This window comes from Nocardioides sp. P4_G10, from assembly GCF_056401175.1.
Map to the genome: position 1 here is coordinate 1 of NZ_JBFUJV010000029.1, position 22,922 is coordinate 22,922.

General features: G+C 72.2%; 23 protein-coding genes and 1 pseudogene. 4 read left to right on the forward strand and 20 right to left on the reverse strand.

Annotated features, from left to right (window positions below):
• Nucleotides 1-906: 30S ribosomal protein S2 (gene rpsB, locus AC1DP1_RS21175; protein ID WP_477508516.1), on the reverse strand; the 906-nt coding region annotated here is incomplete at its 3' end.
• A 430-nt stretch (nt 907-1,336) separates the two neighbouring features.
• Between rpsB and AC1DP1_RS21180 the strand changes: the two genes are divergently transcribed.
• The gene (locus AC1DP1_RS21180) at nt 1,337-1,924 is read left to right on the forward strand and encodes a M23 family metallopeptidase (RefSeq protein WP_477508517.1); all 588 of its coding nucleotides are present in this window, start codon (nt 1,337-1,339) and stop codon (nt 1,922-1,924) included.
• Between the two features lie 126 nt (nt 1,925-2,050).
• On the opposite strand, the gene AC1DP1_RS21185 is transcribed toward AC1DP1_RS21180, so the two are convergent.
• The 13 genes from AC1DP1_RS21185 to AC1DP1_RS21245 form a co-directional block, all read right to left on the reverse strand.
• Nucleotides 2,051-3,004 carry a tyrosine recombinase XerC gene (locus AC1DP1_RS21185; protein ID WP_457191178.1) on the reverse strand — a complete coding sequence of 318 codons (954 nt, stop codon included), beginning with the start codon at nt 3,002-3,004 and terminating at the stop codon, nt 2,051-2,053.
• A 28-nt stretch (nt 3,005-3,032) separates the two neighbouring features.
• Complete coding sequence (dprA, locus tag AC1DP1_RS21190; protein ID WP_477508518.1) at nt 3,033-4,208, reverse strand: DNA-processing protein DprA; 1,176 nt, start codon at nt 4,206-4,208, stop codon at nt 3,033-3,035.
• Nucleotides 4,205-5,806: a YifB family Mg chelatase-like AAA ATPase gene (locus tag AC1DP1_RS21195; RefSeq protein ID WP_477508519.1), complete on the reverse strand. Its 1,602-nt coding sequence runs from the start codon at nt 5,804-5,806 to the stop codon at nt 4,205-4,207. The genes dprA and AC1DP1_RS21195 overlap by 4 nt, the downstream gene beginning before the upstream one ends.
• The gene (locus AC1DP1_RS21200) at nt 5,806-6,207 is read right to left on the reverse strand and encodes a YraN family protein (RefSeq protein WP_477508520.1); all 402 of its coding nucleotides are present in this window, start codon (nt 6,205-6,207) and stop codon (nt 5,806-5,808) included. Before AC1DP1_RS21200 ends, AC1DP1_RS21195 begins: the two co-directional genes overlap by 1 nt.
• 195 nt (nt 6,208-6,402) lie before the next feature.
• Entirely contained in the window at nt 6,403-6,711 is a 309-nt protein-coding gene (locus tag AC1DP1_RS21205) for a DUF2469 domain-containing protein (RefSeq protein ID WP_172259171.1), read from the reverse strand.
• On the reverse strand, nt 6,708-7,409 hold the full coding sequence (locus AC1DP1_RS21210) for a ribonuclease HII (protein WP_477508521.1): 702 nt from the start codon (nt 7,407-7,409) through the stop codon (nt 6,708-6,710). Before AC1DP1_RS21210 ends, AC1DP1_RS21205 begins: the two co-directional genes overlap by 4 nt.
• A gap of 41 nt (nt 7,410-7,450) precedes the next feature.
• Nucleotides 7,451-8,218 (reverse strand): signal peptidase I, encoded by a 768-nt coding sequence (lepB, locus tag AC1DP1_RS21215; protein ID WP_477508522.1) that lies wholly within the window; start codon nt 8,216-8,218, stop codon nt 7,451-7,453.
• Between the two features lie 147 nt (nt 8,219-8,365).
• Nucleotides 8,366-8,716, reverse strand: a complete 351-nt coding sequence (rplS, locus tag AC1DP1_RS21220) for a 50S ribosomal protein L19 (RefSeq protein WP_300045758.1) — start codon at nt 8,714-8,716, stop codon at nt 8,366-8,368.
• A 197-nt stretch (nt 8,717-8,913) separates the two neighbouring features.
• The gene (gene trmD / locus AC1DP1_RS21225) at nt 8,914-10,092 is read right to left on the reverse strand and encodes a tRNA (guanosine(37)-N1)-methyltransferase TrmD (protein ID WP_477508523.1); all 1,179 of its coding nucleotides are present in this window, start codon (nt 10,090-10,092) and stop codon (nt 8,914-8,916) included.
• Nucleotides 10,089-10,691, reverse strand: a complete 603-nt coding sequence (gene rimM / locus AC1DP1_RS21230) for a ribosome maturation factor RimM (RefSeq protein WP_477508524.1) — start codon at nt 10,689-10,691, stop codon at nt 10,089-10,091. Before rimM ends, trmD begins: the two co-directional genes overlap by 4 nt.
• A gap of 182 nt (nt 10,692-10,873) precedes the next feature.
• Nucleotides 10,874-11,116 carry an RNA-binding protein gene (locus AC1DP1_RS21235; protein WP_457191184.1) on the reverse strand — a complete coding sequence of 81 codons (243 nt, stop codon included), beginning with the start codon at nt 11,114-11,116 and terminating at the stop codon, nt 10,874-10,876.
• Between the two features lie 5 nt (nt 11,117-11,121).
• Entirely contained in the window at nt 11,122-11,661 is a 540-nt protein-coding gene (gene rpsP / locus AC1DP1_RS21240) for a 30S ribosomal protein S16 (protein ID WP_477508525.1), read from the reverse strand.
• A 190-nt stretch (nt 11,662-11,851) separates the two neighbouring features.
• Complete coding sequence (locus AC1DP1_RS21245) at nt 11,852-12,508, reverse strand: GNAT family N-acetyltransferase (RefSeq protein ID WP_477508526.1); 657 nt, start codon at nt 12,506-12,508, stop codon at nt 11,852-11,854.
• Nucleotides 12,509-12,689: 181 nt separating this feature from the next.
• Between AC1DP1_RS21245 and AC1DP1_RS21250 the strand changes: the two genes are divergently transcribed.
• Nucleotides 12,690-13,256, forward strand: coding sequence for a hypothetical protein (locus AC1DP1_RS21250; protein ID WP_477508527.1), 567 nt, complete (start codon nt 12,690-12,692; stop codon nt 13,254-13,256).
• A 65-nt stretch (nt 13,257-13,321) separates the two neighbouring features.
• On the opposite strand, the gene AC1DP1_RS21255 is transcribed toward AC1DP1_RS21250, so the two are convergent.
• On the reverse strand, nt 13,322-14,395 hold the full coding sequence (locus AC1DP1_RS21255) for an amidohydrolase family protein (RefSeq protein WP_477508528.1): 1,074 nt from the start codon (nt 14,393-14,395) through the stop codon (nt 13,322-13,324).
• 211 nt (nt 14,396-14,606) lie between these two features.
• On the opposite strand from AC1DP1_RS21255, the gene AC1DP1_RS21260 reads away from it, so the two are divergent.
• Nucleotides 14,607-15,680 (forward strand): ScyD/ScyE family protein, encoded by a 1,074-nt coding sequence (locus AC1DP1_RS21260; protein ID WP_477508529.1) that lies wholly within the window; start codon nt 14,607-14,609, stop codon nt 15,678-15,680.
• 45 nt (nt 15,681-15,725) lie between these two features.
• Here the strand turns inward: AC1DP1_RS21260 and AC1DP1_RS21265 are convergent, their stop codons facing one another.
• The 5 genes and pseudogenes from AC1DP1_RS21265 to AC1DP1_RS21285 all read right to left on the reverse strand — a co-directional run bounded on the left by AC1DP1_RS21265 (nt 15,726) and on the right by AC1DP1_RS21285 (nt 21,751).
• Nucleotides 15,726-16,085: a PIN domain-containing protein gene (locus AC1DP1_RS21265; RefSeq protein WP_477508530.1), complete on the reverse strand. Its 360-nt coding sequence runs from the start codon at nt 16,083-16,085 to the stop codon at nt 15,726-15,728.
• A complete protein-coding gene (gene ffh / locus AC1DP1_RS21270; RefSeq protein ID WP_457191147.1) occupies nt 16,085-17,656 on the reverse strand; it encodes a signal recognition particle protein in 1,572 nt (523 codons plus the stop codon). Before ffh ends, AC1DP1_RS21265 begins: the two co-directional genes overlap by 1 nt.
• A 103-nt stretch (nt 17,657-17,759) precedes the next feature.
• A pseudogene (locus tag AC1DP1_RS21275) lies at nt 17,760-19,991 on the reverse strand ([protein-PII] uridylyltransferase); the annotation flags it as partial.
• 96 nt (nt 19,992-20,087) lie between these two features.
• Nucleotides 20,088-20,426 (reverse strand): P-II family nitrogen regulator, encoded by a 339-nt coding sequence (locus AC1DP1_RS21280; RefSeq protein WP_172259157.1) that lies wholly within the window; start codon nt 20,424-20,426, stop codon nt 20,088-20,090.
• Nucleotides 20,423-21,751, reverse strand: a complete 1,329-nt coding sequence (locus AC1DP1_RS21285; RefSeq protein WP_457191142.1) for an ammonium transporter — start codon at nt 21,749-21,751, stop codon at nt 20,423-20,425. The genes AC1DP1_RS21280 and AC1DP1_RS21285 overlap by 4 nt, the downstream gene beginning before the upstream one ends.
• A 212-nt stretch (nt 21,752-21,963) precedes the next feature.
• Here AC1DP1_RS21285 and AC1DP1_RS21290 point away from each other — a divergent pair, with 212 nt between their 5' ends.
• Nucleotides 21,964-22,908, forward strand: a complete 945-nt coding sequence (locus AC1DP1_RS21290; protein ID WP_477508531.1) for a rhamnan synthesis F family protein — start codon at nt 21,964-21,966, stop codon at nt 22,906-22,908.
• Nucleotides 22,909-22,922 lie beyond the last annotated feature (14 nt).

The window sequence follows — 22,922 nt, forward strand, 5'->3', positions numbered from 1 at the left end:
CTCGGCGGGCGCCTCGGTCACGGCGTCGGCAGCGGCGTCGGCCTGCGGGGCCTCGGACGCGGCACCGGTGGCCTCGGCGGCCGGGGTCTCGGCAGCAGCGTCACCCGTGGCGGCCGCGGCGGCCTTCTCGGCGTCGCCACCGAGGAGCTCGCGCTCCCACTCGGCGAGGGGCTCCTCGGCACCGACGGACTCGTCGGCGTCGCCGGCCTTGACACCGGAGCGGGCGATGAGGCCCTCGGCGACGGCGTCGGCGACCACGCGGGTCAGCAGGCCGACCGCGCGGATGGCGTCGTCGTTGCCCGGGATCGGGAAGTCGACCAGGTCGGGGTCGCAGTTGGAGTCGAGGATGCCGATGATCGGGATCCGGAGCTTGCGCGCCTCCTCGACGGCAAGGTGCTCCTTGTTGGTGTCGACGATCCACACCGCGGAGGGGACCTTCGTCATGTCACGGATGCCGCCGAGCGTCTTGTCCAGCTTGGTGCGCTCGCGGCGCATCTGGAGGAGCTCCTTCTTCGTGCGGTTGGAGCCCGCGACGTCGTCGAAGTCGATCTCGTCGAGCTCCTTGAGGCGGTTGATCCGCTGGTGCACGGTCTGGAAGTTCGTGAGCATGCCGCCGAGCCAACGCTGGTTGACGTAGGGCATCCCGACGCGCGTCGCCTGCTCGGCGATGGCCTCCTGGGCCTGCTTCTTGGTGCCGACGAACATGATGACGCCGCCCTTGGCGACGGTCTCCTTGACGAAGGCGTAGGAGCGGTCGATGTAGGCGAGCGACTGCTGCAGGTCGATGATGTAGATGCCGTTGCGCTCGGTCATGATGAAGCGCTTCATCTTGGGGTTCCAACGACGGGTCTGGTGACCGAAGTGGACGCCGCTCTCGAGCAGCTGGCGCATGGTGACGACTGCCATGGGTTCTCCTGGTGTGACGGAGACGCTCACCGACATGCCCGACCTTCGACAGGTCGGACCGGGAGCGAGCTCCTGTTGTTTACAGTTGATGCGCCCGGCGGGAGCCGGGAGCCCTGACGCTCACACGCCGGTCCGATCCGCACCGGTGGAGCTGGTGGGAACTGAGGACCGACGCCCGCGGGTGGTCCGAGATCGAAGAGCATCCCGGGCACGGTCRGCGAGCGTGCGAAGTCAGTCCGGGTGGACTGCTCCGCACATCGTAGGCCAGAGGCTCCCCGCGAGGCGAATCACTGTCGCCCCCTCCTCCGAGCGTGGACCGAGCGTGGATCCGGTGGCCGCCAGGCGTCCACAACCGGGGGCTCCGGGAGCCCCTCCACAGGCGGCGTCGTCGCCCCTCGTCCGGCGGCGCGGACCGGGTGAGGATCGGCCGATGCGAGCCGTTCTCGGAGCTGTCCTCCTGGCGCTGGTCCACCTGATCCTCTCCGGCGTCGCCGGACCGGCACACGCGAGTCCCGAGGACCCCGTCGGCGTGTGGCCCCTCGATCCCCGACCCGACGTCGTCCGCCACTTCGAGCCGCCGCCGAACCCCTACGCCGCCGGGCACCGAGGCGTCGACCTCGCCGGGTCGCCCGGCCAGGCGGTCCGCGCGGCGCTGGCCGGCACGGTCGGCTTCGCGGGCTCGATCGGCGGCAAGCCGGTCGTCACCGTGCTGCACGACGGTCGTCGTACGACGTACGAGCCGGTCGTCGCGTCCGTCGAGCGCGGCCAGGTGGTGGCCGCCGGTGACGTGCTGGGGCGCCTGGTGGTCGCCGACAGCCACTGCTTCCCCGCCGCCTGCCTGCACTGGGGCCTGGTCGAGGGCGACGGCGACGCCCGGACGTACCTCGACCCGCTGTCGCTCGTCGGCGGCGGCCCGGTGCGGCTGCTGCCGCTGTGGCGCGACGACCCGGTCACGGTCCGGCTCCCGTGGAGCCCGCCGCTCTCGAGCTGGCGCCGCCCGGTCGAGTGGGTCGCCTGACCTGACCCGTCCGCACGCCCGCTGGCCCCTCGCTCCCGGCCGCCGCTCGCTGCGTCATGCAGACCCGAACCCGTACGTGCTGGTTCGTATGACGCAGCCGCCCTCATCCGGAGGCTGGTCGGTCGCTCAGGCGCGGGGGTGGGCCTGCTGGTACGCCCGACGCAGCCGGTCGGTCGTGACGTGGGTGTAGAGCTGGGTGGTGGCGAGCGAGGCGTGGCCGAGCAGCTCCTGGACCGAGCGGAGGTCGGCCCCTCCCTCGAGCAGGTGGGTGGCGGCAGTGTGGCGCAGGCCGTGCGGCCCGATGTCGGGCGCTCCCGGTACGTCGGCGATGCGGCGGTGCACGAGATCGCGGACCGCCCGCTGGTCGATCCGCCGACCGCGCACGCCCAGGAACAGTGCCGGGCCGGAGCCCTCGACGCGCAGGTGGGGCCGGCCGGTGGCCAGCCAGCGGTCGACGGCCCGGCCGGCCGGCGTGCCGTAGGGCACGGAGCGTTCCTTGCGGCCCTTGCCGAAGACGCGCACCACCCGGCGCTCGTCGTCGACGTCGTCGATGTCGAGCCCGACGAGCTCGCCGACCCGGATGCCGGTCGCGTAGAGCAGCTCGAGCATCGCGACGTCGCGTAGCCCGACGGGGCTGCCGTCGTCGGCGAGGTCGGCCGCCGACCGGATGAGCGACTCGGCCTCGTCGGCGCGCAGGACCGGCGGGAGGGTCTTGTGCTTCTTGGGCGAGCCGAGCGCAGCGCCCGGGTCGGTCGGCAGCCGGCCGGTCCGGTGCAGCCAGGCCGTGAACACCCGTGCGGCCGTGGCGCGCCGTGCGATCGTCGTCCGGCTGCGGCCCGTGGTCTGGAGTCGCGCCAGCCAGCTGCGCAGCGCGCGGAGGTCGAGGTCGGTCACGTCGGTGACTCCGAGCCGTTGGCAGTGGTCGAGCAGTCCGGCGACGTCGCCGAGGTAGGCGCGCACGGTGTGGGGGGCGAGGTCGCGCTCGGAGACGAGGTGGCGCTCGTAGTCACCCAGCAGGCGGACGAAGGACTCGGGCAGTCCCTCCCCCTGCTCCTGGTCGGACGCCTCCGGCTTGCTCACCCCCGCAGCGTAGGCGGGCGGAGACGGCTCACACGTCAGGCACGAGGCGCCACCCCTCATCGGTCAGCTGGACGAACCCCTTGGACCTCAGCCGGCGCAACGCGCCCTCGGTGGTGCGGAGCGCGAGCCCGCACAGGCGTGAGATCGACTCGACCCCCGCCGACTCGCTGACCGGAACCCACTCCACGACGGTCTGCTCGGTCGGGGTGAGCGCGTCGCGCGGCCGGTGCTCGCCCCGCGGGGGGTCGACCAGGTATTGCCCCGCTGCACCGACCAGCTCGAGCACCTCGGCGCCGTGGGTGACCACGGTGCCCCGGCCCTCCCGGAGGAAGTTGTTCACGCCCTGCGAGGTGTAGCTGGTGACCGGGCCCGGCACGCACATCACGTGGCGGTTCAGGCTCTCGGCCCACCCTGCGGTGTTGAGGGCGCCACTGCGCAGGGCCGCCTCGACCACCACGGTGCCGTTGGTCATGGCGGCGATCAACCGGTTGCGCGCCAGGAAGCGCGGTCGCGTCGGCGCCGACGCGGGCGGTTGCTCGGACACGACCGCGAACTCGGCGGCGAGGTGCTGGAGCAGGGGTCGGTTCTGCTGGGGATAGACCCGGTCCACCCCGCAGGCCAGGACCGCGGCAGTGACGCCGTCGGCGGACAGCGTTGCGTTGTGAGCCTCGAAGTCGATGCCGAGAGCCCCGCCCGAGACGACCGGCACACCCGAGAGCGCGAGGTGCTCGCACACCGCGCGGGCCAGCTCGACGCCGTAGACCGAGGCGGCTCGTGAGCCGACCACCGCGACCGAGGTGGCGAGCTCGGTGAGCGGCATCGGACCCTTCACCCACAGGCCCGGAGGCGTGCCTCCGAACCCCTCCACGGTGATGGCGTCGTCGAGCTCGTCGAGGCTGGTGGGCCACTCGGGGTCGCCCGGGACGAGGAAGCGGATGCCGCAGCGGGCGGCCTGGTCGAGCTGGCGGACCGGGTCGATCTCGGCCAGCCGCTGCGCCAGCATCTCCCCGGGCTCGCCCTCGGTCGCGGACTGCGCCTTCGCCAGCGCGCGCTTCGCGCCCATCTGGCGGATGAGGGACGACGTCGTGCCGTCACCGGGCTCCACCGCGCAGCTCAGGGCCACCCGGGCGAGGCGCTCGGCCTCGGGCACCTGACCCACCGGCTCGGTGCCTGGCGGCGCTGACCGCATGCGTGCGGCACTCATGACGCCACTCGAACCACGCTCGCCGGCAGCGAGCGCGCGGAGTCGTCGGACCGCAGCGCCAACGCGATCTCGGCCTCGCGCTCCCCCGGCCTCGGCACCCCCGAGCAGTCCGCCACGGTCCAGGCCAGGCGCTGCACGCGGGTCAGCCCACGCCGGGTGAGCTTGCCGTCGGACAGCTCCTTGTCGACGAGTCGCTGGCCGTCGGGCTCCAGCGGCCACCGCTCGACCAGGACCGGACCGGGACACGAGGCGTTGAGGAGCCACGAGCAGTCGCGGTAGCGGCGGGCCTGGCGCAGCCTGGCCTCGACCACCCGGGCTCGGACGTCGGCGGAGGACTCCGGTTCCGGCCCGAAGGACATCCCTCGCCGGCGGCCCTGGGGTCGCACCTCCATCCAGATGTCGACCCGGTCGAGGATCGGGCCAGTGAGCTTGCGGCGGTAGTGGGTGCGCTGGAGCTCGGTGCACTCGCAGCTGCCTCCCGAGAGGCCGTGGAAGTTGCCGCACGGGCACGGGTTGGCCGCCAGGACGACCAGCGAGCGGGCCGGGTAGGTGGCGGACTCCTCCCCGCGGGCGATCGTCACCTCCCCCGACTCGAGCGGCTGCCGCATCGCCTCGACGACGTCGGCGCGGAAGTGCGGGAACTCGTCGAGGAACAGCACGCCGTGGTGCGCGAGGCTGACCTGCCCGGGCCGCACCCGGCCGGTGCCGCCGCCGAGCACGCTCGCCGCGGTCGCCGAGTGGTGCGGGGCGAACCACGGTGGTCGCCGCACCAGCCCGCTTCCCTGCGGGAGGACGCCGGCGACGGAGTGCAGTGCGGTGACCTCGAGCGCCTGCTCGGTCGTCAGGTCGGGAAGGATCGTCGGGATCCGCTCGGCGATCGACGTCTTGCCGGTCCCGCGGGGGCCGATCAGCATCGTGGGGTGGCCGCCCGCCGCGGCCACCTCGACGGCGTAGCGGACGTCCTCGAGCCCGTCGAGGTCGCGCAGGTCGACGTCGGCCAGGCGGTCCTCGCCCCGCCAGGTCGACAACGGGCTGGACGAGGGACCGACGACCGGGTCGGCCTCGGGCACCTCGGCGCCGCGGAGCACGGCCGACACCTGGGCCAGCGAGCGGACACCGAAGACCGTCATCCCCGGGACGAGGCCGGCCTCGCCGGCCTGGGGCTCGGGCACGAAGACGCGGGTGATGCCGTGGGCGGCAGCGGCGATGACCATGGGCAGCACCCCCGGCACCGGTCGCAGGGCCCCGGCCACGGACAGCTCGCCGATGAACGCCCACCCCTCCAGCAGGTCGGGCGTCAGCTCCTCGTGCTTCTTGTCGGCCGCCATGACCGCCATCGCGATCGCGAGGTCGTAGTGGGTGCCGCTCTTGGGGAGGTCGGCGGGCGCGAGCAGGATCGTCACCCGCTTGGTCGCCGGCCACCGTCCGCAGTCGTTGTTGATCGCCATCCGCACGCGGTCGCGCGCCTCGGACAGGGTCTTGTCCACCCGGCCGACGATCGTGGTGTTGACCAGGCCCGGGGAGACGTCGACCTGGACGTCGATCACGTGGCCGTCGGCGCCCTTGAGCGCCAACGAGCGAGCGGTCGCGAAGGCCATCAGCAGACCCCCTCGACGTGCTCGACCTCGACCGGTCCACCGCGTGGGGCCAGCACGCCCACCAGGTCGATGCGGACGTCGTCGGGATGGCAGTCGTGCACGAGCAGCCACCGCGCGCCGAGCCGTCTCAGGCGGTCGGCCTTGCGTCGGTCGACCGCCTCGAGCGGTGCGCCGTAGTCGGTCGAGGTGCGGGTCTTGACCTCGCAGATCACCAGGACGTTGCCGTCACGCAGCACCAGGTCGATCTCGCCCGCGTCGCAGCGCCAGTTGCGGTCGAGCAGGACCAGCCCGAGCCGGCAGAGGTGTCGCGCCGCGATCGTCTCGCCGCGCTCCCCCAGCCGGCGGCGGTGCTCGGCGCCGGGGTCGAGGGCGAAGGGGGAAGCGGCAGGTCGTCGGGCCATCGTGGGCGCCTTCCGGTGGGCAGGTTCGGGAGGAACCAGCACACCGCGCCCCACCGACGCCCATCGACGGTCCGGGCGGCGGCCTGTGGAGATCGGCCGGAGGAGGTCGCCTGTGGACGATCCGTGGCCAGGTCCGCGGGCGGACCGACCTGGGCCGACTGGGCAGACCAGCGCCGACCAGCGCCCGCCCGGACCTCAGTCCTTGGGCGGGTCGATGTCCTGCGGCGCGAGCTCCTCGACGTTGACGTCCTTGAACGTCAGCACCTTCACGTTCTTCGCGAACCGCGCGGGGCGGTACATGTCCCAGACCCAGGCGTCGGTCATCGAGACCTCGAAGAACACGTCGCCGCTCTCGGAGCGGGCCTTCACGTCGACCTGGTTGCAGAGGTAGAAGCGGCGGTCGGTCTCCACGACGTACTTGAAGATGCCCACGACGTCGCGGTACTCGCGATAGAGGGTGAGCTCCATCTCGGTCTCGTACTTCTCGAGATCCTCGGCGCTCATCTGTCCTCCTCGGTGGTGCTGTCCGGCGTGGGGCCGACACTAGCCACCTCTGCCCCCGGGACCGGCTCGAGACCCGCCGCGCGCCGCACGTTGATGAACCGCATCCGGTGGAGCGGGCACGGACCGTGCTGCGCCAGCGCCGCCTCGTGGTCGGCGGTGATGTAGCCCTTGTGGGTGCGGAAGTCGTAGTCGGGCCACTCGTCGTGGAGCCCGACCATCAACCGGTCGCGGGTCACCTTGGCGATGACCGAGGCGGCGGCGATGCACGCGGCGACCCGGTCGCCCTTCCAGACCGCGAGGCCGGGGACGCCGAGGCCGTCGACGGGGAACCCGTCGGTGAGGACGTACGACGGACGCGTCCCGAGGCGGGCGACCGCGCGTCGGAGCGCCTCGAGGTTGGCGACGTGCATGCCGAGCCGGTCGCACTCGTCGTTGTCGATGACCACGACGGACCACGCCAGCGCCCGGCGCACGACCTGGGCGTAGACCCGCTCACGCGCGGCCTCGGTGAGGAGCTTGCTGTCGGCCAGCCCCGGCACGACGCCCGCCTTGCCCGGCGGGAGGATCACCGCGCCCGCGACGAGCGGACCGGCGCATGCTCCGCGTCCCGCCTCGTCGACCCCCGCGATCGGCTCCAGCCCGGCCCGGCGCAGGGCGCGCTCGTAGCCGTAGATCCCGGCGTCGCGACGGACGGTCACGCCTCCGGGGAGGGGTTGGGGCGGGAGCTGGGTGGACACGGTCACGGGGACGGGTCCGGCACGTCCTCGAACGTGTCCGGACGGGTGTTCCAGCGGAAGCGGTCGGCGGGCCACAGGAGCACGAAGACCTTGCCGACGACCAGGTCGACCGGGACGAACTCGTCGCCGGGCACGCACTCGGTCTCGTCGGACTGGCACATCTTCTGCGAGCTGTCGGCCGAGCGCGAGCGGTTGTCGCCCATCACGAAGATGTGGCCGCCGGGGATGGGCCCCACGGACCATTTCTCGTCGCACGCGCCGTTGGTGGGCATCGGGCCGTTGCAGGTCGCGCCGCCGCGCTTGACGTAGTCGGACTCGTCGAGGGGATGCCCGTTGACGATGAGGCGGCCCTGCGCGTCGCAGCACTCGATGGTGTCGCCGGCGACGCCGATCACGCGCTTCACGAGGTGGCCGCCGGTCGGGTAGAGGCCGACCTTGGCCATCACCTTGGCGACGGGGTTGGTGGGGCCCGCCGAGTCGATCGGCGGCAGCCAGCCACCCGGGTCCTTGAAGACCACGACGTCGCCGCGCTCGGGCTCGCCGTCGCCCCAGTAGGAGACCTTCTGGATGAGGATCCGGTCGTTGAGGATCAGCCCCGGCTCCATGGACTCCGAGGGGATGTAGAAGGCCTGGACGAAGAACGTCTTGATGACGATCGCGAGCACCAGCGCGACGCCGAGCAGCAGGATCGTCTCCTGCCACAGCGGCAGCTGCTTGCGCTTGCTCCGGCCGGTCTTCTTCTCCGGTTCGTGCTGGGTGCGACCACTCATCGCGTCATCCTCCGACTGCTCGCCAAGACGCGACGACCGCGGTTCCTCACCCGCTGAGAGGGACGAGAAACCGCGGTCGTCAGAAGTCACTCGCAGAGACTAACCAGTCCCTGGTCGAACCCACGCCTCGCGGCGCGGTGCGACAGATCACGCCTCGCGGCGCTCCTTGATCTTGGCAGCCTTGCCGCGCAGGTTGCGCAGGTAGTAGAGCTTGGCGCGACGCACGTCACCGCGGGTCACGATCTCGATCGTCTCGAAGATCGGGGAGTTCACCGGGAAGGTGCGCTCGACGCCGACGCCGAAGGAGACCTTGCGGACGGTGAAGGTGCGGCCGATGCCCGAGCCGTGGACGCGGATCACGACGCCCTGGAAGACCTGGACACGCGAGCGGCTGCCCTCGATGACCTTGACGTGGACCTTGACGGTGTCGCCGGCGCGGAAGGCCGGGACGTCGTCGCGCTTGAGGGCGGTGCCGAGGTCGGCGATGACATTGGTCATGACGTTGCTCCTCGCGAGTGCCACAGGTCAGCCGCGGAATCAGGTGGTGATGGAATTGGCTGGTGCTCGGTGCGGCCGGCCGGCGCGCCCCCTGTGGCAGGTGCGGTACGGCGGGACCCCGGCGCGGCGCATCGGTGATGCATCCGGGCGACCCTGGCCTCGAGCGGACCAAGGGTGAAGTCTGCCAGAGCGTGACGTCAGCGTGAAATCCGACGTCGGGCCTGCTTGGTCATCACGACGGCACCCGGCGGCGCCTTGCGGTCCGGCCGCAGCCTGAACCCGGCCTTCTTGTACATCCGCTGGTTGTCCAGGGACCCGGCGCCGGTGAACAGGACGTAGGTCGTGACGTCCGCGGGCGCGAGGTCCTCGACCAGCTCCAGGAGCGCCCGGCCCAGGCCGCGGCCCTGCAGGTCGGGCGCCACCATGATCCGCCCGATGTCCCACTCGCCGTGCGCGTCGAGCCGCCCGCGGACGGCGCCCACGAGGCGGCCGGACGACGGCTCACGGGCGACCCTCACGGTCCACTCCCCCACCCCCCGGCGTACGTCGTCGAGCGTCTCGCGCAGCGCCGGGATGTCGACCCCCGGGTTGGCCTCCATCTCCTGCAGCCAGCAGGCACGCTGCAGCGTGTAGAGCTCCCCGGCGTCGGCGGGGACCGCGGGGCGTACGTCGAGGTCGGCGAGCTCGGCGACGAGCCCGGTCGCCGGCAGCAGGTCGGGACGGCGGTCGGCGGTGCGCCGCTCCGCCTGCTCGCGACGCCACGCAGCGATCCGCGCGTGGTCGCCCGACAGCAGCACCTCGGGGACGTCGCGTCCGTTCCACGAGGCCGGCTTGGTGTAGACGGGGTACTCCAGCAGGCCGTCGGCGTGCGACTCCTCGACCAGTGACTCGGCGTTGCCCATGAAGCCGGGCAGCAGGCGTACGACCGCCTCGGTGATGGCCAGCGCGGCGACCTCCCCACCGTTGAGGACGTAGTCGCCGAGCGACACCTCCCTCACCGTGCCGAGGGTGGCGGCGTGCTCGATGACCCGCTGGTCGATGCCCTCGTAGCGCCCGCAGGCGAAGACGAGGTGCTCCTGCTCGCTCAGCTCGTGGGCGAGCGCCTGCGTGAACGGCTCACCGCTCGGCGTGGTGAAGACGATCGTCGCTCCCGCGGCCACCGCGTCGAGCGCCTGGCCCCAGGGCTCCGGCTTCATGACCATGCCGGCGCCGCCGCCGTAGGGCGTGTCGTCGACGGTGCGGTGACGGTCGTCGGTCCACTGGCGCAGGTCGTGGACCTCGATGTCGAGCAGCCCCTTGTCGCGGGCCTTGCCCGGCAGGCTCAGCTCCAGCGGCGCGAGGTAGTCGGGGAAGATCGTGACGACGTCGATCCTCACGACTGCGGCTCGCCTGCGCCCTCGGGTGCTTCGTCAGGTGCGTCGTCGGGGAACGGCGACACCAGGCCCGGCCGGTCGGCGACCACGATGCGGCCGGCCGTGAGGTCCACCTCGGGCACGAGCGCGGACACGAACGGCACCAGCGTGTCGCGCCCGTCGGGCGTGCGGACGGTCAGGAGGTCTTGCGCCGACCCGTGGACCATGGCCTTCACCGTGCCGAGCGGCGAGCCGTCGAGGTCGACCACGTCGAGCCCGACGAGCTGGTGGTCGTAGTACTCATCGGGGTCCTCGGGCGTCTCGTCGTGCGCGATGGTCGCATGCAGGACGGTGCCGCGCGCGGCCTCGGCAGCGTTGCGGTCGGCCAGCTCCTCGAAGGTCACGAGAAGGGTGGTCTGGTGCCAGCGGGCGCGGGCGACGGTCAGGCTGGAGGGGCGCCGGTCGGCGCCGGCGGGTGCCTCCGCGCGCAGCGTCGTACCGGGGGCGAAGCGCCGCTCGGGCTCGTCGGTGCGTACGTCGAGGGTGACCTCGCCGCGGATGCCGTGGGGCTTGCCGATCCGGCCGATGACGACCTCGATGCCGGCCCGTTCCTGATCACTCACCCGCCGAGGTTATCGCCGCACCATGGATCCCCGGTCGACCGGGGATCCCAGAGGTTGTCAGGCCGTGCACGGGCCGACAAGCTCAGCGATCCCCGGCTGACCGGGGATCGCTGAACGGGCCGCGAAATGCGCGACGGGCGCCACCCCTGTGGGGTGACGCCCGTCGACGGACGGTGCTGGGCTCAGCGGCGCCGGTCGGTGTCGACGAAGTCGACCCGCGCACCGCCACGGCCGGCGAGGGCCGAGACGACGGTGCGGAAGGCGGTCGCGGTGCGGCCGTTGCGTCCGATCACCTTGCCGAGGTCGTCGGGGTGCACCCGGACCTCGAGGATCGAGCCGCGACGCAGCTCCTTGTTGCGGACCACGACGTCGTCGGGGTGGTCGACGATGCCACGCACCAGGTGCTCGAGTGCCTCGGCGAGCACGTCGCTCACGCCTCGCTCTTGCCGGCGTCCTCAGCGGTGACCGTCTCAGCGGCCTCGGCAGCGTCGGCCGCGCCCTCGGGGGTCTCGTCCGCGGGAACCTCGGCAGGCGCCGCGGCGGGCTCCTCGACCTTCTCGGTCTTCTCGGCCTTGTCAGCCTTCTCGGCCTTCTTCTTGGTGGTGGTCGCGGAGCCCTTCGACTCGGCGGACACCTCCTTGAGGGCCTCGTTGAAGATGTCGAGCTTGGAGCGCTTGGGCTCCTTGACCTTCAGGGTGCCCTCGGCGCCCGGCAGGCCCTTGAACTTCTGCCAGTCGCCGGTGACCTTGAGGATCGCCTCGACGGCCTCGGAGGGCTGCGCGCCCACGCCGAGCCAGTACTGGGCCCGGTCGGAGGTCACCTCGATGAAGGAGGGCTCCTCCTTCGGGTGGTACTTGCCGATCTCCTCGAGCACCCGACCATCGCGCTTCTTGCGCGAGTCGACGACGACGATGCGGTACTGCGGCACCCGGATCTTGCCCAGGCGCTTCAAACGAATCTTGACGGCCACGTTTGTGGTGTCTCCTCAGGAATTGTCGTGGGTGAGGGACCGTTCCCAGGTGGGGTCACCGGTGCTGGTCCTTCGAAGGGCACTGCGTCGCTCGGATGAGAGGGTCCGGGCACGCAGGACACGAGGGAAGAGTCTGCCAGACGGTGGCCGCGCTCGACCAATCCGGTACGGCAGAGGAGGGCGTCCAGCCTCAGCCGGCGTCCAGCCCGAGGAACGAACGCACCGCCTCCGCCCCGCTGACGCGGATCGGCTCGGAGTCCCGGACGAAGGTCTCGGGGGTCAGGACGAGACCCTGGTTGAGCGCCAGCTCGCCCTCACGCCGCTTGATCCGGCTCACCGCAGTGGGTCGGTAGCCGACCTTGCGGGAGACGCCGAGCGACGCCGGGTTGTCGAGGAACGCAGCCGAGGTGATCTCCTCGAAGCCGAGGTGGTCGAAGAGCAGCTCGCACATCGCCCGGCGCATGGCCGTGCCGAGCCCGCGGCCCTGGAACTCGCGGCCCAGCCACGAGCCCGTCTCCCCGGTCCGGGTCACCGGGAAGTGCTTCGCAGCCACCCCCTGGGCGCCGATCACGCGGCCGTCGAGGACCACGGCGAGGTCGAGGCAGAAGTCCTCGGGCGAGAAGGTGGACCGCTTGCACCAGTGGTACGCCGCGGTGTTGCGGGCGAGCTCACCGGGCGCGGCGGCGGTCCACGGGAAGTAGAACGGCATCTCGGCCGGGTCGTGGATGCCCTTCTCGGCGAGATCGCACAGCTCGAGGATGAGCTCGTCGGTCAGGCCGCGCAGCTCGAGCGGGCCGGCCTGCACGTGCAGGCCGAAGGGCGGGAAGAGGTCGACGAGGGTGCTCACGCCCCCATCCCACCGTGACGGGCTGTCGGTCTCAAGTCGGTTTCGTGCCGATGGAACGGGACGGGGCATGGCCCGAAGTGACCATGCGGGATGACCGATCATCGAATTGTCTGGACCAGTGGATTGCAGCAGGGTGAGTCGCTGCCAGTACTCCATCCCCCCATCACAGGAGCACTCTCAGATGAACACCACCCGGCGTATCACCGCCACTGCCCTTGCCACCGCCGCGCTGGTCGCGCCGTCCGCGCTGGCCGCCACCGCCGTGGCCGCACCGGACAAGCCGACCAAGCCGGCGAAGACGGTGAAGGCGCAGACCAAGCAGCTGCTCAAGGACATCGCGGGCAAGGACAAGCGCCTCGAGCGGCTCTCGACCAGCACCGCCGTCGAGGCCCTTGTCGACGACACCGAGACCGAGGTCGTGGCCAACGTGACCGACGCTCGGACCGCCCTCGCCGAGCTGAGGACCAGCGTCGAGGCGGCCGACAGCACGGTCGACACCCGGGCGGCCCGCGAGGAGCTGCGCTCCTTCCGTGTGGAGAACTTCCGCATCGTCGTCACCATCGTGAAGAAGGTCGAGGGCCTCGAGGAGGCAGCTGCCGCCGACCCTGAGGCCGTCACGCACCTCGCGGCCGCAGAGGCCGCCGCGCTCGAGATCACCGCCACCAGCAGCAAGGCCGACCTCCGCGCCGCACGCGAGCACGTCAAGGCCGCCCAGGCCGAGCTCGAGGGCGAGACCACGACCGCCTGATCGCCGTCACGTCCTCCGAGGGGCGGTCACCCGACCCGGTGGCCGCCCCTCGGGCGTCGGTGGCGTCAGCCCGCCACGGCACGACCGCGGAGCACGATCGCGGTGGGCGTGCGCAGCACGGACAGGTCGCCGCGCGGGTCGCGGTCGTAGACGACGAAGTCCGCCGACGCGCCCTCGACCAGGCCGTCCACCCCGAGCCACTCCCGGGCCCGCCAGCTGGCGGCGCCGAGCGCGTCGTGGGCCGGCATCCCGATCCGGACGAGCGCCTCGATCTCGCCCGCGATGTTGCCGTGGCGGCTGATGCCTCCCCCGTCGGAGCCGGCGTAGATCGGCACCCCCGCCTCGTAGGCCGCCATGATCGTGGCGGGCATCCGGTCGTAGAGGCCGACCATCGTGTCGGCGTAGGCGGGGAACCGCTCCTGCCCGGCTGCCGCGTGCTCGGGGAACTTGTCGAGCTGCATGACGGTGGGCACCAACCGGGTGCCGTGCCGGACCATCGCGTCGATCAGGTCCTCGGTGAGACCGGTGCCGTGCTCGATGCAGTCGATGCCCGCCTCGATCAGCCCGGGCAGCACGCCGTGGCCGAAGCAGTGCGCCGTCACCTTGGCACCCTCGGCGTGCGCGGCGGCGATGGCGTCGGCGAAGGCCTCCGCAGGGAACGACGGGGCGAGGTCGCCCTCGTCGCGCGAGATCCAGTCGCCGACCAGCTTGATCCAGCCGTCGCCGTTGCGGGCCTCCTGGGCGGCGTACGACGCCAGGTCGGCCGGCTCCACCTCGTGGGCGTAGCCGCGGATGTAGCGCTTCGTCGCGGCGATGTGCCGACCGCAGCGGATCAGCCGGGGCAGGTCGTCGCGGTCGTGGATCCAGCGCGTGTCGGCGGCCGAACCGGCGTCCCGGATCAGGAGCGCCCCGCCGTCGCGGTCGGCGATCGCCTGCTGCTCGGTGGCCGCGTCGTCGGTGGCACCGAAGTCGTCGAGCCCGAGGTGGCAGTGCGCGTCGACCAGGCCGGGGACGATCCAGCCCTCGGCGACGGTGTCGGCTCCGGCCTGCGGCTCGTAGGTGATGCGGCCACCGACGACGTAGAGGTCGCGCGCCTCTCCGTCGGGCAGGACCGGTCCACGGAAGCGCTGCGCAGTCATGGCCCGACCCTAGGTCCTCCCCGCTCGCGTCGACGCCGACGGTGCGGCGACGCGTCCTTTACCCACAACGGTGGATGCCGGCCGGCGCCCGCCGGTGCCAGCGTGGGGACCAGCCCCGCGGGCGACGCGCGCCCCCGATCGCTGCGCCGGTCGTCGTCCGGTCGCCGCCCGCTGGGACAGCCGAAATCCCCCCACCGAAGGCGAGTCCCCCATGCACCGTCTCTCCCGCCCTGCGGCCGTCGCCTGCGGGCTGGCCCTGGCCGTCCCGCTGCTCCCCACCCCCGCCGTCGCGGCCGATCCCCCGTGGACCACCGTCGCCAGCGGGCTCGACAACCCCCGCCAGCTGTCCTTCACCGGCGACACCCTCTACGTCGCCGAGTCGGGCGTGGGCGGCACGGGCCCGTGCGTCGACGGTGCGGAGGGACCGGCCTGCCTGGGCATGACCGGAGCGATCACCCGCGTCCGCAACGGCCAGCAGGCGCGCGTGCTGACCGGCCTCCCCTCGCTCGCAGGCGAGGGCGGCGGCGGCGCCATCGGTCCGGCCGACGTGGTCGTGACCGGGCAGAACAAGTACGTCGTCACGATGGGCCTGGGCAACGACCCGGCGGTGCGAGCCGACCTCGGTGCCGCCGGTGCCTACTTCGGCACGCTCGTGTCGGGCGCCTTCCCCAACGCCGGCCCCAGGATCGCTGCCGACATCGGCGCGTTCGAGACGGCCGCCGACCCCGACGGGCAGGGCCCCGACACCAACCCGACCGGCCTGCTGCGCAACGGCGGCGGCCACGTGGTCGCCGACGCGGGCGGCAATGCGCTCCTCTCGGTGCAGGGCAGCCACGTCTCGACCCTCGCGGTCTTCGACACGCCGGGCCTCGCCGCCGTGCCGTTCCCGCCGTTCCAGATCCCGGTCGACTCGGTGCCCACCGGGGTCGTCGTGGGGCCGGACGGCGCCTACTACGTCAGCGAGCTGACCGGCTTCCCGTTCGTCCCGGGCTACTCGAGGATCCTGCGGGTCGTGCCGGGGCGGGCGCCGACGGTCTGGGCCACGGGCCTGACCAACGTGACCGACCTGGCCTGGCACGACGGTGAGCTCTACGCCGTTCAGATCGGCATCCTGCAAGGCGGTCCCGGGTCCGTCGTGCGGGTCCGGCCCGGTGCGGCACCCCAGGTCGTCGCAGGCGGGCTCAACGCGCCGTACGGCATCGCTGTGGCCGGCGACGACGCCTACGTGACCACCTGCTCGGTGTGCCCCGGCGGCGGGTCGGTCATCCGGATCCCGCTCGGATAGCGCAGGAGCGGCCCGCAGCACGCCCGCGAACGGGCGCCGACGAGCTCAGAGCTGGTCGAGCAGCCAGGACGGGCTCAGCACCTGGGCGGGCGCCACGTTGGCAGCGAGCGCACGGTCGGCGGTCACCACGACGACGTGGCCGCCGGCCTCGCCCGCACGGCGCGCCTGCTCCCGGATCTCGGCGTCGCCGTCACGCGCCGCGTGCACCGTGCGCAGGTGGCCGTCCCGGCCGGCCCGCACGCCACCCTTGGCCTGGCCCTCCAGCACCAGCACGATCTCGTCGTACGACGTGTCGGCGACCAGGAGCCGCTCGTGCAGGCGGCGTGCCGCCCCCGCGCGGTCCTTCCACCAGCCGTCGGGCACGGACCCGACGACGTTGGCGCCGTCGACGACGAGGGTCGACATCATTTGAGGAACTGCGAGAAGTCCTTGGGCAGGTTGAGCTGCTCGGCAGCCTTCTCGTAGTCGACGTCGGCGCCGTCGGGGTTGCCGAAGGGGTTGGCGGCCTTCTCGTCCGAGGCGGTCTTCTGCGCGGCCTTCTGCTGGGCAGCCTTCGCCGGGTTGCCCGAGACGCGCTTCTTGCCCTTCTTGCCCTTGACTTGGGCCGGCTGACGCGCTCCGGAGCGCTTGCCGCCGGCCATGCCGGGCATCCCCGGCATCCCGGGCATGCCGCCGCCCTTGGCCATCGACTCCATCATCTTGCGCGCCTCGAAGAACCGGTCGACGAGCTGGTTGACGTCGGACACCTGGCGGCCGGAGCCGGCGGCGATGCGGGCGCGACGCGAGCCGTCGATGATCTTCGGGTTGTCGCGCTCGGCCGGCGTCATCGACTGGATGATCGCCTGGATGCGGTCGATCTCGCGCTCGTCGAAGTTCTCGAGCTGGTCGCGGAACTGACCCATCCCGGGGAGCATCCCCATGATCTTGGTCATCGAGCCGAGCTTGCGGATCTGCATCATCTGCTGGAGGAAGTCCTCCAGCGTGAAGCCCCCCTTGGTGGCGAGCTTCTCGGCCGCCTTCAGCGACTGCTCGGAGTCGAACGCCTTCTCGGCCTGCTCGATCAGGGTGAGCATGTCGCCCATGTCGAGGATGCGGGAGGCCATCCGATCGGGGTGGAACAGGTCGAAGTCGGTCATCTTCTCGCCGCTGGAGGCGAACATGACCGGCTTGCCCGTGATCGAGCGGATCGACAGCGCGGCACCACCGCGGGCGTCGCCGTCGAGCTTGGTGAGCACCACGCCGTCGTAGCCGACACCGTCGAGGAAGGCCTGCGCGGTGGTGACCGCGTCCTGGCCGATCATCGCGTCGACGACGAAGAGCACCTCGTCGGGCTGCACCGCGTCGCGGATGTCGGCGGCCTGCTGCATGAGGGTCGCGTCGACGCCGAGGCGTCCGGCGGTGTCGATGATGACGACGTCGTGGAGCTTGCGCTTGGCCTCCTCGATCGACGCGCGGGCGACGTCGACCGGGTTGCCGGTGCCGTTGCCCGGCTCGGGGGCGAAGACCGGGACGCCGACGCGCTCGCCGTTGACCTGCAGCTGCTGGACGGCGTTGGGACGCTGGAGGTCGGCCGCGACGAGCATCGGCGTCTTGTCCTGGTCCTTGAGCCACAGCGCGAGCTTGGCCGCGAGCGTCGTCTTGCCGGCGCCCTGGAGGCCGGCGAGCATGATGACCGTCGGCCCGCTCTTGGCGTAGCGCAGGCGGCGCGTCTCGCCACCGAGGATCGTGACGAGCTCCTCGTGGACGATCTTGATGATCTGCTGCGCCGGGTTGAGGGCGCCGCTGACCTCCTCGGAGCGGGCACGCTCCTTCACCGCCCCGACGAACTCCTTCACCACGGGCAGGGCGACGTCGGCCTCGAGCAGCGCGATGCGGATCTCACGCGCGGTGGCGTCGATGTCGGCCTCGGAGAGCCGGCCCTTGCCCCGCAGGTTCTTGAAGGTGTCGGCAAGGCGGTCGGAGAGTGTGGCGAACACGGTTGGGTCTGTCCCTCGCATCGGTGGTGGATCAGGGTGGATCAGAGTCTGGTACGACGACCAAGACTAACGGCCGCACCCCGTCCGGGCTCATCCGCCGAGCTCAGCCGCCCAGTGCCGTGCGTACGGCGTGGGCGGCCGCCGCGGCGCGCTCCTCCGTGGGGCGCACCCCACCGACCTCCTGGACGTAGAACACGTCGACCGCCTGGGGGCCGAGCGTGGAGACGTGCGCGGAGGCGACCGTGAGGCCCAGCCCGGCGAGGGTGGTGAGCACGCGGTGGACCACACCGGGCCGGTCGGAGGTGCGGATCTCCAGCACCAGCGAGGCACGCGAGGCGTCCGGGCGGACCTCGACGATCGGTGGCAGCTCGCCGTCCGGGCGCGCGGGCAGGTCGGGGAGCCGCTGGGTGCCCTCGACGACGCGGCGGATCCGGTCCCGCACGACGCTGGCGTCGAGGTAGGCGTCCGGGACCTCCCACGCGCTGACGGCCCACTCGCCCTCGGCGTCGACCTGCGACCAGGCGCGGGCGGCGTGCACCGGCACCCGCAGTGCGGCGAGGCCGCCGGCGACGTCGGCGAGCAGCCCCACGCGGTCGGCCGCGACCACGGTGAGGGTGGCGCCGACCTCGTGCGGGACGATCTCGACCGACACGGCGGTCGGGTCGCGTCGTACGGCGTCGGGGACGGGCAGCGACCCGGCCGGGGCGACGTGCGTGATCTCGGCACCGAGCGCGTGCCCGGCCCGGGAGACGAGGCGGTCGACCAGGGACGCCCGCCACGTCGTCCACGCCGCCGGCGAGGCCGCCCGGGCGTCGGCCTCGGTGAGCGCACGCAGGAGCTCGAGGCTGGCCGCGTCGGGGACGTGGGTGAGCAGCTCGGCGGTGGTGGCGGGGTCGTCGGGGTCGCGGGTGGTGGCGAGGTCCGCGAGCAGCAGGTGCCAGCGCACGAGGGAGGCCACCACCTCGGCGTCGAGGTCGGTGAAGCCCATCCGGGCCACCACCTTGCGGGCCAGGGGCTCACCGGCCACCGAGTGGTCGTGCAGCGACCCCTTGCCGATGTCGTGCAGCAGCGCGGCCACGAGCAGCAGGTCGGGCCGGCGGACGCTGCGGATCAGGGCGCCCGCCTCGGCGCAGGTCTCCACGACGTGCCGGTCGACGGTGAAGCGGTGGATGGCCGAGGCGTGGGGCAGCAGCCGGATCTGCTCCCACTCGGGCAGGAAGGTCTCGATGCCCTCGACCTCGTCGAGGGTCTCCCAGACCGGAAGCAGGGCGGGTCCGCTGGCGAGCAGGCGGACGAGCGCGTCGCGGGCAGGGGCCGGCCACGGCACGGGGAGCTCGGCTCCCTCGCGCACCAGCCGGGCGGCGGTGGTGGGCGCGAGCACGACGTCACGACTCGCCGCCTCCGCCGCCGCGCGGAGCAGCAGGGTCGGGTCGTCGCCGGGCTTGGTCCCGGCGTCGAGGACGACCTCGCCGCGCGACAGCGCGATGCCGGGGGCGATCCGCTCGAGCGCGGGGGTCCTGCGGCCCCGCTCCCCCGTCGACCGGGCCATCACGGCGTCCGTACGCCGCCACGCCAGCCGCGAGAGGTGGGCGATCCGGCGGCCGAGGGAGCGGACGTGGCGCTGGGCGGCCCCGGCGTCGGGGAGCCCGAGGCGCTCGGCCAGCGGGCCCCACATCTCGGGGGCGATGCGGTCGGCCGGCCGGCCGGCGAGGTCCTGCACCTCGTCGCGGACGTCGAGGAGCATCTGTCGCGCCGCCTCGAGGGCGGGGGTGGAGGCGTCGACGAGCCAGCTGGCCTCGATCGCCTTGAGCACGCCGGCGTCGCGCAGCCCGCCCTCGGCCTCCTTGACGTCGGGCACCGACGCGTGGGCCAGCTCGCCGGTGACGTCGTGGCGCTTGAGCGTCATCGCCTTGAGCTCCGGCAGACGGGTCCGGGCCTGGCGGCGCCAGTCGGCCAGCATCGTGGTGCGCAGCCGGAGGCTGAGGCCCGGGTCGCCGGCGAGGTGGCGGGCGTCGAGCAGGCCGAGCGCGACCCGGAGGTCCGTCGCCGCCTCGAGCACCTCGCCCATCGAGCGGACCGAGTGGTCGAGCCGCCGCCCGGAGTCCCACAGCGGGTACCAGAGCGTGGCCCCCAGGTCGCCCAGGTCGAGGCCGTCCTCGTGGACCAGGACGACGTCGAGGTCGGAGTGCGGCGCGAGCTCGCCCCGGCCGTACCCCCCGACCGCGACCAGGGCCACCCCGGTGACGGGCCCGTCGGAGGCGGCGTACGCCTCCCGGCAGAGCTCGTCGGCCGAGGTGGCCCTGGTCTGTCGCTGTTCTGCGGTCACGCGGGGTCCCTGCGTCGTTGCTCGGAGGAGCGCAGCGGAGGAGAGGAACGGCGTGGGGTGCTCATGCCTTCACGTCCCGGAGGGTCCCGAGAAGAGGGAACGTCATCAGAGTGCCGACGCGTCCTGCTCGCCGGTGCGGACACGGACGACGGTCTCGACGGGGCTGACCCAGACCTTGCCGTCGCCGATCCGACCGGTCTGCGCGGTCTTGACCACGATCCCGACGATGTCGTCGGCGTCGGCGTCGTCGACGACGATCTCGATGCGGATCTTCGGGACGAGGGCGATGTCGTACTCCGCCCCGCGGTAGACCTCGGTGTGGCCCTTCTGGCGGCCGTAGCCGCTGACCTCGGAGACCGTCATCCCGGCGACGCCGAAGGTCTCGAGCGCCTCGCGGACGTCCTCCCACTTGTGCGGCTTGATCACCGCGGTCACGAGCTTCATGCGCTGGCTCCTTCGGTCTTGGTGGTGGTCGCGACAGGGGCGGTGGAGGCGGCCAGCACGCTGCCGCCGCCGCTGGTGCCGCTGTGCAGGTCGTACGCCGTCTCGCCGTGGGCGGCGAGGTCGATGCCGTTGACCTCGTCCTCCTCGTCGAGGCGCAGGCCCATCGTGTACTTGATCGCCAGTGCGATGACAGTGGTGAGGATGCCCGAGTAGAGGACGGCCACGATGACACCGAGGGTCTGGTCGCCCAGCGACGCGAACCCGCCGCCGTAGAGCAGCCCGTTCACGCCGCCTGCGCCCTCCGCGGTGGAGAAGACGCCGATCAGCACGGTGCCGATGATGCCGCCGACGAGGTGGACGCCGACCACATCGAGCGAGTCGTCGTAGCCGAGCCGGTACTTCAGGCCGACGGCCCAGGCGCAGACGCCACCGGCGATGATGCCGATGGCCACGGCACCGCTGATGTCGACGGCTCCGGCCGCCGGGGTGATCGCGACCAGGCCGGCCACGATGCCGGAGGCGGCACCGAGCGAGGTGGCCTTGCCGTGCAGGAGCCGCTCGATCAGGAGCCAGCCGAGGATGGCGGCCATGGTGGCGAGGGTGGTGTTGGCGAAGGTGCGGCCGGTCTCGGAGTAGAACTGCGAGAGGAAGGCGTCGGGGTCCTCGTCGAAGCTGGTGCCGAAGACGATCGAGCCGACGTTGAAGCCGTACCAGCCGAGCCACAGCATGCCCGCGCCGAGCATGGTCAGCGTGAGGTTGTGCGGGCGCATCTGCTCGCGGGGCCAGCCGATGCGCTTGCCGAGGAGCAGCACGAGCACCAGGGCCGCGACGCCGGCGTTGATGTGGACGGCCGTGCCGCCCGCGTAGTCCTGGGCGCCGATGCGGCCGCAGATGAGCGAGTCCGGGGTGCAGCTGAAGACCATGTGGGCCATCGGGAAGTAGACGATGAGCGCCCACAGCGGGAGGAAGACCACCCAGGCGGAGAACTTCAGCCGGTCGGCCACCGCGCCGCTGATCAGCGCCGCGGTGATGATCGCGAAGGTCATCTGGAACATCACGTAGATGTAGTTGTCGGTGGTGACGCCGTCGAGCCAGAACAGCTCGAACGGGTTGGCGAAGAAGGTGCCGTTGCCGCCGAAGCCCATCGACCAGCCGACGGCGACGTACAGGATGCCGACGATGGCGGCTGCGATGAACGACATCATCATCATGTTGAGCACGGACTTCGACCGCGACATGCCGCCGTAGAACAGGGCCAGCGCGGGCACCGTCATCATCAGGACGAAGGCAGTCGCCACCAGCATGAAGGCGTAATAGCCGTCCACAGGACCTCCAGGAACTCGAGCACGAACGAAACGGGGTGGTCACCCAGGCCATGACGCCGCTGTCATGACGGTGCCCACGTGATGACCCGCAGCCTGTGCGGACGAGGTTTCGCGGGGCCGCGACGGATGTTGCACGCACGCAACGGAATGAGCCCCCGTGTTACAGGTGTGTGAACGGATCGGCCCCGGAGGCCGCTTGTTAGTGTTCGGCCGTGTCCAGACTGGCCGTGATGGCGCACTACGACGTCGCCGGGGAGCTGCGGCCCCACGTGCGCGGTCAGGTGGAGGCGCTGGCCGCGTCCGTCGACACCCTGCTGGTCTGCACGACGGCCAACCTGCAGGACTCGGCGCGGGCGTGGCTGACCCAGCGGGCGGTCCTCGTCGAGCGGGCCAACTACGGCTACGACTTCTTCAGCTACAAGGTCGGCCTCGACGCCGCCGGCGACCTCACGGCGTACGACGAGGTGGTGGTCTGCAACGACACCTACGTCTTCGCCCTCGACTCCTACGAGTCGGTCTTCACCGAGATGGCCGCGCGGCCCTGCGACTTCTGGGGCCTGACGGGCGCCGAGCGCGTCGCGCCGCACATCCAGTCCTTCTTCATCGCCTTCCGCCCGTGGGTGGTCGGTTCGCGGGCGTTCACGACGTTCTGGGAGGAGATGGAGCCGATCTCCAAGCGCCGCCAGGTCATCCGGCGCTACGAGGTGGGCATGTCGCGCCGGCTCTACGAGGCGGGCTTCCTCTCCGACACCTACTTCGTCGAGACCCCCGAGGACCGGCGCATCGCCCGCGAGCGGATGCGCTGGTGGGCCGCCCACCGCTCCCACTTCCCGCGCACCCGCGCCGAGGTGCGCGAGTGGCGCGAGCGGGCCAACGAGCCGTGGAACCCTGCCCGGAGCCTGGCCGACCGGGTGCTCGACAACGCCCGGCTCCCCTACGTCAAGATCGACACCCTGCGCTACGACCCCTACAACCTCGACGCCAAGCGGCTGCTCGAGCTGTGCGAGCGGCGCTTCCCGCAGCGCTTCGACGGCGTGCGCGAGTTCCTCGAGGAGACCGCGCAGTACTACCCCCTCCGCGACACCGAGCGGCTGCTGCCCACGCCGCTGGCCCTCGAGCCCCTCTTCCCGCGGGTGAGGTACTCCGATGCGCGGTGAGCGTCGGCGGCCGG

Coding starts and splice junctions, on each gene's coding strand:
- AC1DP1_RS21180 (WP_477508517.1), top strand. CDS start 1,337: ATGCGAGCCGTTCTCGGAGCTGTCCTCCTGGCGCTGGTCCACCTGATC.
- dprA (WP_477508518.1), bottom strand. CDS start 4,208: ATGAGTGCCGCACGCATGCGGTCAGCGCCGCCAGGCACCGAGCCGGTG.
- AC1DP1_RS21195 (WP_477508519.1), bottom strand. CDS start 5,806: ATGGCCTTCGCGACCGCTCGCTCGTTGGCGCTCAAGGGCGCCGACGGC.
- AC1DP1_RS21200 (WP_477508520.1), bottom strand. CDS start 6,207: ATGGCCCGACGACCTGCCGCTTCCCCCTTCGCCCTCGACCCCGGCGCC.
- AC1DP1_RS21205 (WP_172259171.1), bottom strand. CDS start 6,711: ATGAGCGCCGAGGATCTCGAGAAGTACGAGACCGAGATGGAGCTCACC.
- lepB (WP_477508522.1), bottom strand. CDS start 8,218: ATGAGTGGTCGCACCCAGCACGAACCGGAGAAGAAGACCGGCCGGAGC.
- rplS (WP_300045758.1), bottom strand. CDS start 8,716: ATGACCAATGTCATCGCCGACCTCGGCACCGCCCTCAAGCGCGACGAC.
- AC1DP1_RS21250 (WP_477508527.1), top strand. CDS start 12,690: ATGAACACCACCCGGCGTATCACCGCCACTGCCCTTGCCACCGCCGCG.
- AC1DP1_RS21255 (WP_477508528.1), bottom strand. CDS start 14,395: ATGACTGCGCAGCGCTTCCGTGGACCGGTCCTGCCCGACGGAGAGGCG.
- AC1DP1_RS21260 (WP_477508529.1), top strand. CDS start 14,607: ATGCACCGTCTCTCCCGCCCTGCGGCCGTCGCCTGCGGGCTGGCCCTG.
- AC1DP1_RS21265 (WP_477508530.1), bottom strand. CDS start 16,085: ATGTCGACCCTCGTCGTCGACGGCGCCAACGTCGTCGGGTCCGTGCCC.
- AC1DP1_RS21280 (WP_172259157.1), bottom strand. CDS start 20,426: ATGAAGCTCGTGACCGCGGTGATCAAGCCGCACAAGTGGGAGGACGTC.